9 protein-coding genes and 1 pseudogene are annotated in these 11,207 nt (G+C 61.4%); 2 read left to right on the top strand and 8 right to left on the bottom strand.

Features of this window, described 5'->3' with window-relative positions; all coding sequences use genetic code 11:
- Positions 1 to 6 precede the first annotated feature (6 nt).
- Positions 7 to 480, bottom strand: a complete 474-nt coding sequence (locus FNU76_RS11795; RefSeq protein ID WP_144278383.1) for a hypothetical protein — start codon at positions 478 to 480, stop codon at positions 7 to 9.
- Positions 481 to 748: 268 nt separating this feature from the next.
- A complete protein-coding gene (locus tag FNU76_RS11790) occupies positions 749 to 1,966 on the bottom strand; it encodes a glycosyltransferase family 4 protein (protein WP_144278382.1) in 1,218 nt (405 codons plus the stop codon).
- A 679-nt stretch (positions 1,967 to 2,645) separates the two neighbouring features.
- Here FNU76_RS11790 and FNU76_RS11785 point away from each other — a divergent pair.
- Positions 2,646 to 4,469: a S8 family peptidase gene (locus FNU76_RS11785; RefSeq protein WP_144278381.1), complete on the top strand. Its 1,824-nt coding sequence runs from the start codon at positions 2,646 to 2,648 to the stop codon at positions 4,467 to 4,469.
- Positions 4,470 to 4,553: 84 nt separating this feature from the next.
- Here FNU76_RS11785 and FNU76_RS11780 read toward each other — a convergent pair whose 3' ends face one another.
- The 5 genes and pseudogenes from FNU76_RS11780 to alkB all read right to left on the bottom strand — a co-directional run bounded on the left by FNU76_RS11780 (position 4,554) and on the right by alkB (position 9,222).
- Positions 4,554 to 5,303 (bottom strand): hypothetical protein, encoded by a 750-nt coding sequence (locus FNU76_RS11780; protein WP_179958444.1) that lies wholly within the window; start codon positions 5,301 to 5,303, stop codon positions 4,554 to 4,556.
- Positions 5,276 to 7,009 (bottom strand): FecR family protein, encoded by a 1,734-nt coding sequence (locus FNU76_RS11775; protein WP_144278379.1) that lies wholly within the window; start codon positions 7,007 to 7,009, stop codon positions 5,276 to 5,278. Before FNU76_RS11775 ends, FNU76_RS11780 begins: the two co-directional genes overlap by 28 nt.
- Before the next feature lie 61 nt (positions 7,010 to 7,070).
- Entirely contained in the window at positions 7,071 to 7,580 is a 510-nt protein-coding gene (locus FNU76_RS24550; RefSeq protein WP_223879392.1) for a hypothetical protein, read from the bottom strand.
- 488 nt (positions 7,581 to 8,068) lie between these two features.
- Positions 8,069 to 8,263 (bottom strand): annotated as a pseudogene (locus FNU76_RS25215) (tetratricopeptide repeat protein); the annotation flags it as partial.
- Between the two features lie 314 nt (positions 8,264 to 8,577).
- Positions 8,578 to 9,222, bottom strand: coding sequence for a DNA oxidative demethylase AlkB (gene alkB / locus FNU76_RS11765; RefSeq protein WP_144278377.1), 645 nt, complete (start codon positions 9,220 to 9,222; stop codon positions 8,578 to 8,580).
- A 171-nt stretch (positions 9,223 to 9,393) separates the two neighbouring features.
- On the opposite strand from alkB, the gene FNU76_RS11760 reads away from it, so the two are divergent.
- Positions 9,394 to 10,545, top strand: coding sequence for a hypothetical protein (locus FNU76_RS11760; RefSeq protein ID WP_144278376.1), 1,152 nt, complete (start codon positions 9,394 to 9,396; stop codon positions 10,543 to 10,545).
- 9 nt (positions 10,546 to 10,554) lie between these two features.
- Here the strand turns inward: FNU76_RS11760 and FNU76_RS11755 are convergent, their stop codons facing one another.
- On the bottom strand, positions 10,555 to 11,070 hold the full coding sequence (locus FNU76_RS11755; RefSeq protein WP_144278375.1) for a hypothetical protein: 516 nt from the start codon (positions 11,068 to 11,070) through the stop codon (positions 10,555 to 10,557).
- Positions 11,071 to 11,207 lie beyond the last annotated feature (137 nt).

The raw sequence follows: 11,207 nt of genomic DNA, 5'->3' as shown, positions 1-11,207 counted from the left end.
TTGGTTTTATTTACAGACTACGCGCAGCCTTTTTGGCGATACGCCGTGCACGGTATAGTTTCCCCACTCCACCTTACCATTGCCATAAATCGATATGCCATTCACGATATATACCCGGTTATTTATTTCCAATAGCCGGATGCCTACCGGCAATGAAAATTGAATGCCTTGCTTGCCATTCATGGTCAGGTTCATATCGCATTGCGCATCCGACGAATGTCCGCAAGTGGCTTCGAGATATTCTTTTATGCCATTCTTGTCCAGGTCGAACTCATACCTGACATGATCGAGACCTATTTGTTCAAAGGGAATAGCGTATTGCGGGTACTTGCCGGATTGAAAGATTTTCTTGATATTCCCGCATATATCCGCCTGAGCAGCGGCATTGGCATGCGCCCCGGTCAATATTAAAGCGCACAACAATCCGCAAATAGGCCCGCGCGCGCGCGGAGGATAAGAAATAGATCTGTCCGGCATCATGTCGACTCGCTGGCTAGCATTGAACAAATAACACATTGGCATAAAGAAGCGTGTTTTTATAACCGCAACTCACTTTTGCGGCGCGATCATAGCAGAAAACCATAGGGGAAAATTTGCCCATCCAGCCTGGAAGCCGCGCCCCTGCTTGATTCCTGGCAAGGCAGCGGTAAGTGGTTGATGTATTTACCACCTAATACGCGAACGCGCTGATCGATATCGAAAGACTGTTGCGATCCCACCAAAACTGGCAGGCCGAACAGTCGTGGATTTATCGATCAAGCCGCTCCGGGCCAAGGATTAGCTTCAACCATGCCTCACTGCCCTGCCCAATGGTGTAACCCTGCCTGACCGTATCGGTGGCCGACTGCCGCAACGCGGCTTGCGCTTCGGGATGGTCGAGCACCTGCCCCAGCAGGCCGGCCAACGCGGCCGTATCGAAAAAATCGACCAGGTAGCCATTCTGGCCCGGCTGTATCACTTCCCGCACCGGCGCCGTATCCGAACCGATCACGCAGCAGCCCACCGCCATGGCTTCCAATAGCGACCAGCTCAGTACAAAGGGGTAGGTGAGGTAGACATGCGCCCCACTGATCTGCAGCACTTTCAGATAGTCGAGATAAGGCAGCTTGCCGAGAAAGTGGGTACGCGCCGGGTCGATCGTGACCTCGGCCAGCAATTTTTCGCGCCAATTGGCGGCATCCTTGGGTTTGCTGCCGTAACTGACCCCATCGCCACCCACCAGCAGTACTTCCACGTCCGGACGCATTGCCTGCAGCTGGGCGATGGCACGCATGAATTGCGGAAACCCCCGGTAAGGCTCCAGGTTGCGCGCGACAAAGGTCACCAGCTTGTCCCGCCCGGTCAGCACACGGCCGTCAGGCAGGGTGAAACTGGCGGCGGCATCGGGGCGGGCCAGTCCGGTATCCACCCCTTCATGGATAAGGTGGATCTTGTCCTGGTAGATGGCGGGGTGCAGCGATTTCTGCCAGCCGGTCGGCGCCACGGCGACATCGCACTGTTCCAGATTCAATAGATGCAAGGCATTGCGGGTGCGGATACGGGCGCGGTCGTCCAGGCTGAGCGGAAAAGCCGGGTCGAAGCCGGCATCGGCGCCCTCGGCATGGTAGTAATACTCGCAAAAGTGGATCAGCCGTGCCGCGGGGAAGACATCCTTGACATAGAGCGACTCGCCCCAGCCCGGGTGCGCGATGATCACATCGGGGCTAAAGCCCTGCCGTTTGAGCTTGAGCAGTGCCTCGACCACCGCCTGGCCGGCCAGCACGGCGCTTTCCATGCCTTGCAGATAGCGGTGGGTGGTCTTGGCCGGTTGGCGCTTGGGCTGGTAGCGGATCATCTCGACGCCGGCCAGCCCGGGCGCCTGTTTCTGACCCAGCGCTATCAGCCGATTGGATGGATCGGCAGCCAGCAAGCGCGCCATATGGCGAAACTGGCCAGGGAAATTCTGGTGTAGAAACAACAGTTGCACGCCGCTCCCCTTCATTTGAAGCTGATCTTCGTCCAGGGACGTACTGAATCATTGCGCGTTAAATCAGCGTATGGACACGTCCGGACCCGGCCGCCAGCATAGGCCCAGCCGGCCCGCCGCGGCAAAAAGGGGCGCGAATATATCCGTAAACGCTGGTGCCGCCAAGCGTACCGGCGGACATGCCCTTCGCATTTTATACATTCGTCATATTATACCTTTGTATAGTTTTCGACTTATGCCAAAGCGCATAAGCTGAATCTCAATGCACGGCAGTACAGTTTGGCCAGCGCAACAATGGCATGAACATGCCGGCAATTACCCCTCTTTTCCCACGTCCCGTATGGACGTTGCGCCGATTACCCGTCGGCCATGGGTTTTCAATGGCAAGGCCGGCCGTAGTGATCAGCCCCCGCCCCGCCAACAGAAAATAAACGGCAAACCAATGCCGCAGCGAATAGACAGATATCCGATCTGATCGGCGCACTCAGCCGAGTTTCAAACGCGCTATCGCATTTACTTCATCCTATTTTTTCGGCGCGGTCGATTGCGCCCCCCAAGCAGGCCCGCAATCCCTGGCTTCACGTTCTGCCATTCCGGCTCTGGAAGGCAGCCGGAGGGTTATTTCCAGCGCCGGTGTAGCCCTGGTGCAAAAGTAGGCAATTAAAAGGAGCAGTTCGAGATGAAAAGCAGTAATAAGTGGGTTGCAACATTGTCGCAAAGCGCGCTTGCCGTCTCGCTGGCACTGGCGGCCGCACCAGGCTGGGCCGCGGTGGCCAAGGGCCAAGCCCTGCAAAGCACCGATCGCATTATTCTCAAGTACCGCAATAGCGGGATCAGCGCCGTCCAGGCTGCCGGCGCGAGTGGCGCCAAAGCCATGGCCAATGTGCAGATGCAGCGCCAATCCAGGCTCCAATCGGTCGCTGCCCGCTTCGGCGGCACCGTGCAATTGCTGCGCCACGGCGCTTCCGGTTATCAGGTATATAAGCTGGAACGCACCCGCACCCTGGAGGAAGTCCGGGCCATGGCGGCGCAGATGGCCAAGGCCGATGCCAATATCGATTATGCCGAACCCGACCGTATCCTGCGTCCGATGGCTGCCGAACCCAACGACACCCGCTGGGCCGATCAGTGGGATCTGAAGAACAGCCTCGTCGGCATCAACGCACCGGCCGCCTGGGATCTCTCGACCGGCGCCGGCGTTACGGTCGCCGTGCTCGATACCGGCTACACCGCGCATGCCGATCTGATGGCCAATATCGTCAGCGGGGGCGGCTACGACATGATCAGCGACCCCGAGGTCAGCCGCAAGACCGCCGGCCGCAAAGCCAACGCGCTGGATGCCGGTGACTGGACGGTGCGATTCAATGAATGCGGCGACAGACAGCCCGCCATGGGTTCGAGCTGGCACGGTACGCATGTGGCCGGCACGATCGCGGCGCTGACCAACAACGGCAGCGGTGTGGCCGGTATCGCCTACAACGCCAGGATCTTGCCGGTGCGCGTGCTGGGCCACTGCGGCGGCTATACCTCGGATATCGCCGACGGGATGATCTGGGCATCGGGCGGCACGGTCGCCGATGTACCGCGCAACACCACTCCGGCACGTGTCATCAACTTGTCGTTGGGTGGACCGGGGGCATGCGACCGGACCCAGCAGGATGCCATCAACTTGGCGCGGGCCAACAACTCCGTGGTGGTGGTAGCGGCCGGCAATGATGGCGTGGATGCGGGCGACTCCAATCCGGCCAATTGCGCCGGCGTGGTCACCGTCGCGGCCCTGCGGAAAAATGGTGGACTGGCTTCGTATTCGAACTTCGGTACCGTGGTCGATATTTCCGCCCCGGGCGGCGAGGACGAAACCCGCGCCGAAGGCATTACGTCGACCATGAACGCCGGTACCACGGTTCGCGGCGCGGATACCTACAAACCTTACGCCGGCACCTCCATGGCCACGCCGCATGTGGCTGCCGTGGCGGCATTGATGATCGCGGCCAAGCCTTCGCTGACGCCCGACCAGGTGGAAGCGCTGTTGAAGTCCTCGTCCCGCCCCTTCGTCACGACCTGCCAGTCCGCTGACGGCAGCCGGGTCGCCTGCGGTACCGGCATGCTGGATGCCTACGCCGCTGTGCGGGCCGCCATCGGCGATACCCTTCCCGGCAATAGCGAAACCGAACCGAACAATAGCTTGGCTACCGCCAACGCCGTTGCCGCACCGGCCACGCTGAACGCCACCATCAGCACCACGGCGGATGAGGACTGGTTCAAGGTCAGCTTGCCGGCCGGCAAGACGCTGACAGCGACCATGACACCGGCCAATGCGACGTCGGACTTCGATCTGTTTATTTACGACGAGCGCAGCAACCAACTGGCAGCCAGCGAGCTGTCGGCAGGCAAGGTGGACAAGGCTTCGTGGAAAAACAATGGCACCACCACCGTGGTCCGCTACGTCAAGATCCTGCGTTTCGCGAGCACCGGCAAGTACACGCTCAAGCTGGAGTGGTAAGTAGCCACGCTTTAGCGTGATACCGAAGTAGAAAGGGCCGCTGCCAATCAGGCAGCGGCCCTTTTGAACGACCGTTTTGGACGCTTATCGCTTCAACACGCCGTTGCCATACACGGCACGGTTCCCACCGCTGGTGCCGAAGCCGAACGACGTCATGATGCCCTCGGCGAGATTGCCGACAAATGCGCCATGCGCGGTACCGCCGACCGGTACCGTACCGCTCTGGGTGCAGCCAGTGCAAGTGCCGGCCAAACCGACGGAGAAGGTAGGCGTAATCGGTACCGGTGCGGTGTTGCTGGCGTTATAGCTTTGGTGGGCAAAATGCACCGCCAGCTGATATTGCTCGATCTGCTGGCTACCGAAGTTCACCAACACGGATAGATTGTGCAATGTTCCCATCTCGCCATTGGACTGCGAGGTCGGCGCCGGTCCCCCGACCAGCTGGTAGGTGGCCCGCACGCCACTATGGACCGCGGAGCTAAGCTTGTCGGCAGGCGTCAGTCTGTCGCTATACATAAAGTAGAAGGCATTGACGTCCGGCTTGGCTTGGCCGCCGCTGGTCACCTGGAAAACATGGCTAGGCGGCGCGGACTCCCAGCGTCCCCAGTTGACCTTGATCCCGCCCCCGCCATCGGGCAGCACGATGCTGCCGGTATCTTCCACGAAAGCCGTATTGCTGCGGAAGGTGTAGCCTCCTGCGCCATCGATGGCCTTCACATTGTCCGCCGAATCCAGGGTGATACCGCCAACATGCACGCCACTACCCGGTGCGAATGCCCCCGTGGACGGTTCGGCGAGATCGGCCGTCACCACGACCTTGGTGGAAGGCGGCACGGGGGAACCGGTGGTTCCGGCGGTTCCGGTGGTTCCGGTTCGGGGGGAATCGGCGTGGTAGGCAGGGGCGGCAGCTCCGGCGGCGTGGTATAGGTTTCCGCCATTCCCAGCAGGGCGGTGCCGACGGCCCGTTCGACGCTGCCCAGGCTGTTGAGTCCATAGCTGGTCAGCACCCCATTGGCGGTCGGGCCGACAAAACCACCGGCAGCCTTGCCGATGAGATCCTCGTTAGTGCCGCAGCCGGTGCATTTACCGATAAGTCCGAACTCGAAACGGGGGGTCAGGCGGACCTTCTCGGCATTGATCGCCCGAAAGACCCGCTCGCCGAAACTGAGCTTCAGCGCATACCCATCGATACGCTGCGCCGAGAAATTCACCACCATCTGCATATCTTCCAGCCGACCGGCTTCGCCCGCCCGCTGCGAGGTGGGGTGGGTACCGCCGACCAGGCTGTAACGTCCCGCCGCCGCGCCAAAACTGGTGGCATCGAGCTTGCCGGCCGGTGTCAGCGACGGCCCGTAGATATAGTGGAGGGATCCCAGGTGGTCGTTGTCCAGGCCGCTACGGGTACTGTCGAAGACGTGGTCCGGCGGTGTTTGGTCCCAACGACCCCATTCGACCGGGATGGCGACGCCACCCACATTCAATAGATTGCCGCCACGGTCCGCCAGCAGCGCGGAGCCCCTGGTCAATTGCCGGTCGATGCCGTCGGAAATGGCGACCAGTCCGCCGTCAGCCCCCAGCCGCACGCGCGCGCCGTCGGCGCTACCCGCCCCTGCGCCCTGGCGATTATCCGATTGCTTGTCGATCAAGGCGCCGGCTAGCACCCCACCGGCCAGCGGCTGGCCATTCAGATCGATCGGGTTGCCCGCGTTATCGGTGGCCCTTTGGCTGGTGAGGTCGATGCGCACCCCGTCCAGACCTTCCACAGTTGCCACCGTGGGCCGCTGCGTAGCGGTTTGGCTGGCGGCCTGTTGCTCTGCCGGCGCCTCGACGGCGGCGACCTCGCCCTGCTGCTGGCCGGATGCTTTCGATTTGGATTGGCTCGTTTGGCTGGTAGCCCGGAAAAATGCCGGCACCGAGGGCAGCAAGGCAGGGCGGCTACCCACCCCGGCGGCGAAGCCTACCTGGTTGGGATTGATATCCACCATGCCGGCCGCGGTCTGGATCCTGGCTTGGCCGACATTGACCTTGTCGTAGGTGCCGGCCGGCGCGCTGCCGAATTCGGTGCTGCCTTCGGGGATAAAGAAGGGCTCGTGGTCGGTGCCGCGAATACCGATGGTGGCGGTCGGCGTCTGCACGCTGTACTTGTCCTTGTTCAGCCGCCCGACCGCGCCGGTGATGGCGCGAAAACCGCCTTTCAGCAGCGAGAAGACGCTGTTTTCGGAACCGTCCTGCTTGCCCTGGTATTGGAAGATATCGATGCGCAAGCGGGTATTGGGCCGGACCGCCACGATCCCGTCGTCGTTCATGCGGATCTGCATATTGCCGTCGGGACCGGTATTGATGAACTCGCCTTCGCTGATCACGTCGCCTTTCTTCGGCGTGCGCGTGACCCCGCCGGCCCCCACGCCGACGACACTGACAGCGCCATTGACGAACTGGACCCGCCCCGCCGGTCCGGCTTCCACCGGCAGGGACAGGGTCGCCAGCAACCCGGCCGCCACGACAAGGCCATACCAGGCTTTCGATTGCTTGCTGTGCATAGCGATATCCTCAAAAGCTAGTTTTTGATGCCGCCTGTGGCGCCGCCGTAAGCCGCCTTACTTAACGGAAATCCCTTTGCACCGTTAAGGAATAGTCGGTACGGCTGTAGTCATTGATGGCGATATTGGCCCGGTTGCGGATATGGCTGATCGAAGGCCGTAGCGACCATCCCGCGCCGAATCGTTTGATCAGGCCGATGCCGACGTCGAATTGCTTGTCGTCGCGGCGGGTGGCAAACAGGAAATTATCCTGTTGGTAGCGCGCCTGCTGGACCCCCAGCGTGGCCCAGGCCTCGGTGTTCGCCCAAGGGCTGAACTGGCCGGAAATCCGCATGCCCAACATGTTCTTGTCGCCGTCCGCCCTATCCTGCAAGGCATTCTCCTGCCCGCCGAACAGCGACGCGAACAGGACACCTTGCCGTGGGCCGCCGAGTGAATGCACATAGCTGGCGCCAAGCAGGGTCTGGTCGCCGTCGTTGATCCGATAATCCTCGCGTTGGTAGCGCAGCCGGCTGTGTTGGCCCCAAGTGCTCCATTGCCGACCGGGACCGGGCTGATAGCGCCATTCCACCGTTGCGCTGCCGGTATGCCGATTGGCGTCGCCGCCCTGCCGCAGATAGTCGGTCTGCCCCCCAGCCGCAGCTGGTTGGCGGCCGTCCCGAAGGCCATCCCGAAGCGCAAGGCCAAGGTGTCGTAGCGGAATGCTTTCTCATGGGTGTAGCGGCGGGTTTGCCAGTCGGCGCCGGCAAAGAGGCCCAAGCGTTCGTTCACCGCATGGGTGAGGTCCGCGCCGGCGCCCGCCAGCAGCAGATTGTCGCGCTTGCCAAGGCTATCGCTGGTCAAGGTCAGGTCACCGTTGAACACCGGCACGAATATCCTGGCCTGGTCGGTAGCAAAATTAAGATTGTTGTCGCGCCCCACGCCGGCCATCAGGTAACCGCCCAATTGGGTGGACTTGGCCTGGCTGCGCTGGGCGATGGCTTGCAGATGCGTGCGGATCGCCTGCTTGGCCGGCGCGGGCGGATCGAGCAGCAACAAGGTCTCGAACTCGGTCTTGGCACGGCTATCGTCGCCCAGTGCGTAATACGCCCGGCCCAGTTCCAGGCGGGCGCCGGCGTGATCGGGATCGCGCTGCAGAATGCGCTCCAGGGCCAGCGTGGCTTCGGCCGCCCTGCCGCTATCCAGCGCCGCGCTGCCCAACAGGTAATCGTAGCGCGCCTCTCCCGCTCGCTGGAATTCCAGGGGGGCCAACATGCGGTAGGCCGAAGCCGCCTGGCCGCTCGCCAACAAGGCTTCCGCCTCGCTCAACTCGTCCGCCCATGCGCTAGACATCGCCGCCGCCAGCGCCACTACCAGTAGGATCCGGTATGGATAACCCGCCATGTTGACTTACCTCGGTCGTCGCGACACTGCGATGCAGCGGGCCTGATACCCGCTGCCGGCTCGTGCCTGGTAAACCAGCTTAGACACAGATTTTCCCGCTAACAACTACCGAAATTAATGTCGACCGCTTGTCAATAGATGTGGCAAATATATTGAATTGGTACTAGTTAATGCTCGCCTTCTCCCTAGACTTTTCGGAACGTCAGGTTGTAGCGAAACCGCCCCGTCAAAAGGTGATCACCCAGTGGCAGCGGCTCAATACCATGAAAAGCCAGCCGCGACGGACCGCCCCAGACCACCACATCGCCATGTTGTAAACGATGCTTGCGCGGCCGGTCGGTGCGCCGGTCGGTGCCGAACAGGAAGACCGCCGGCAGGCCCAGCGAGACGGAAACGATGGGCTGGCCCAGTGCCCGTTCATCCTTGTCTTGATGCAGCGACAGCTTGGCACCGACGGCATAGCGATTGATCAGGCACGCATCCGGATCGAAATCGGCATAGCCTGCCCGCGCCGCCGCTTCCCGGGCGAGCTGGGCGAACAAAGCCGGCATGGCCGGCCAAGGCAGGCCGGACAGCGGATCACAGGCGCTGTAGCGGTAACCATGGCGGTCGGACACCCAGCCTTGCCGACCGCAATTGCTCATCGCCACCGACATGGTAAAGCCGCCGGGCGTGACCAGATGGCGCCAGGGCGCCTGTTCGGTCACCGCCCGCATCTCGGCCAACAATTGCGGCGCCGACGCCAGGGTGTGGCCCCGCAACAACACAGCCCCATCGGCCAGTACTTCCTCGGTCGGCGGGTCCAGCCCATCGAATAGTTCGAAACTCATAGGCCATCCTTTTGCATACAGCGAATCGCGCCCGATCGGCTTGCGCCATGGACAGTGCGGGCGGGACGGAAACCAGATAGCGACGATCTTCTTTTGGGAAGAAGCATACCGACGGTCGGAGCAGGCTGGGTCGTTCCATCAATTCGCACATGTCGATTTCAGGAGTTTTCCATGCACAACGTGAATTCCGCCACACCCATCACTACCATGCCGCAAGCACTCCCCATCGCGCCGGCTATTCAGCCGACCGGTCTGGCGGATTATCCGCTTGAGATCGCGCGCGATACGGCAGCATCAGGCTCCGGCTTCCTGGCCAATTTGCGCAACTATTTCAGGGAAATGACTGACGCCGACGCAGCGGTGCAAGTGTTTACCTTGATGGATTTCCTCGAAGTGCGCGCAGTGGGTAACTTGAACGACACTGTCCGCCCCTTGGTAAGCATATTGGAAGATGCCTTGCCCCAGCTCACCCCTCGCGCGATCAATGCGCGGGAATCGGCACTGAACGCTGCCGATGGGCCGCTTATGGGTGGTTTGCGCCTGATATGGGGCTGGTTGCCGCTATCGCCGGAGCGGGAGCCGGGAGAACGGTTCAACGCCCATGTCACCTGCTTGACCGAGCGTGCGGCAAAGGCGGCAATCCAGCGCAGCGGGCTGGCCGCCACGATTTGCATGAAGCCGCAGGAACGCGACGATCTGGTCAAAACGGTGGCTTCATCCGAGGTTTTCCGGCAATGCATTCTTGATATCGCGCATAGCTTTATCAACATCTGGACGCTGAACACCCTCTGTAAATGTGTTTTCGCGAAAAACAGCATACAGCTTGGGCTGCGCAATGCGCTCGATATGCAATTCGGCATGGCATGGCCAGGGCCGCGAGCGACCGCGCTGGATTTGCCACCGCAATTATGCGGCATCTTTGCCGGCCCCATCACCGACACGCAATTGGACGGCGCGTTTCGTGCACTCGCCCGCGAACTGGAACAGCACGAGCAGACGCACTTTGGCCAGCCCTCTCGAGATGCACTCATCAGTAGATTTATTCAGCTTGTATGCAACGGCTACACCGCCGACCTGGGAGACCAGCCCCCTCCCGCGATCAACGCCGATGTGCTCGATGCCTTTATCGCCAGCATCGCGCCCTTTTTACCCGACCGTATCGATGCCGCACTTACGCGACAAGCCCTGTTGGTCAATGTAATGGCGGCGCTGCCCGAACACCGGGATGCCATTCGGCATGGGCTGGAGTTAGGCATGGTCCCCGCCAATCGCTGGCGCGGCCCGCCCTTTCCTGCCCAGGAAGCCGACTGCAGCCTGCAATAAAGCCGCTTCTTAAGCGCGCTCGGCCGGCTTGCGGAAGTCGTCCGCTACCCAGGCGGCCGCGCTGGCCCGGTTCAGGACAAAGTTGGGCGCTACCCGCAGTTGCGCCAGTTCTTCGCCGAATGCGTCGTGCGCACTGAGCAATGCATAGGGATCGTCTTCATCCGGTACGATCTCGAGCGCAACGCTGATCTCGGCCGTCGCGGTCGATACCGTGAACCGCTTGTGCAAGGCGGCATGGCGTTGCTGCTCATGCCGCCGCAGCACCTCCGAGGCCGTCTTGATCAAGACGGTAAAGGCTGCCGTATCCAGGGGCTTGGGATTTTTCTTGTCCCGTCCCATGGTCCAGGGTCCGACCAAGGCGGGCTCGGCCTCGCCGGACTTGTACATTTCCACCGCCCAGCCTTCGTCGTCCTCGTTCTTGACGACACGTGCCGTCCAGGTGTCGTCGCGCCAAAGCCGGTCCGACCGGATGGCTTCCTGGCTGTCCTTGGCATCGCTTGCTTGGTCGGAGGGGGTATCGGTCATGACAAACTCGGCTGGAGAGACAAAAGCGCTCGGATTCTACCGGCTCGCACGTCGAGCCGCAGGTTCGAAAGTGCTTTTGGACACTAACTCTTCGCTTAAGCAAGGGGGGCTACGCCGTCCGCGCTTTCCTTCCCCGC

It is taken from the genome of Chitinimonas arctica (assembly GCF_007431345.1).
Classification (GTDB): Bacteria; Pseudomonadota; Gammaproteobacteria; order Burkholderiales; family Chitinimonadaceae; genus Chitinimonas; species Chitinimonas arctica.
Note: the sequence above shows the minus strand (reverse complement) of the source record. Positions and strands in the feature narration are given on the sequence as shown.

Excerpts from the sequence above, each read along its gene's own strand:
- FNU76_RS11795 (WP_144278383.1), bottom strand. The coding sequence starts at position 480 with ATGATGCCGGACAGATCTATTTCTTATCCTCCGCGCGCGCGCGGGCCT.
- FNU76_RS11785 (WP_144278381.1), top strand. The coding sequence starts at position 2,646 with ATGAAAAGCAGTAATAAGTGGGTTGCAACATTGTCGCAAAGCGCGCTT.
- FNU76_RS11775 (WP_144278379.1), bottom strand. The coding sequence starts at position 7,009 with ATGCACAGCAAGCAATCGAAAGCCTGGTATGGCCTTGTCGTGGCGGCC.
- alkB (WP_144278377.1), bottom strand. The coding sequence starts at position 9,222 with ATGAGTTTCGAACTATTCGATGGGCTGGACCCGCCGACCGAGGAAGTA.
- FNU76_RS11760 (WP_144278376.1), top strand. The coding sequence starts at position 9,394 with ATGCACAACGTGAATTCCGCCACACCCATCACTACCATGCCGCAAGCA.
- FNU76_RS11755 (WP_144278375.1), bottom strand. The coding sequence starts at position 11,070 with ATGACCGATACCCCCTCCGACCAAGCAAGCGATGCCAAGGACAGCCAG.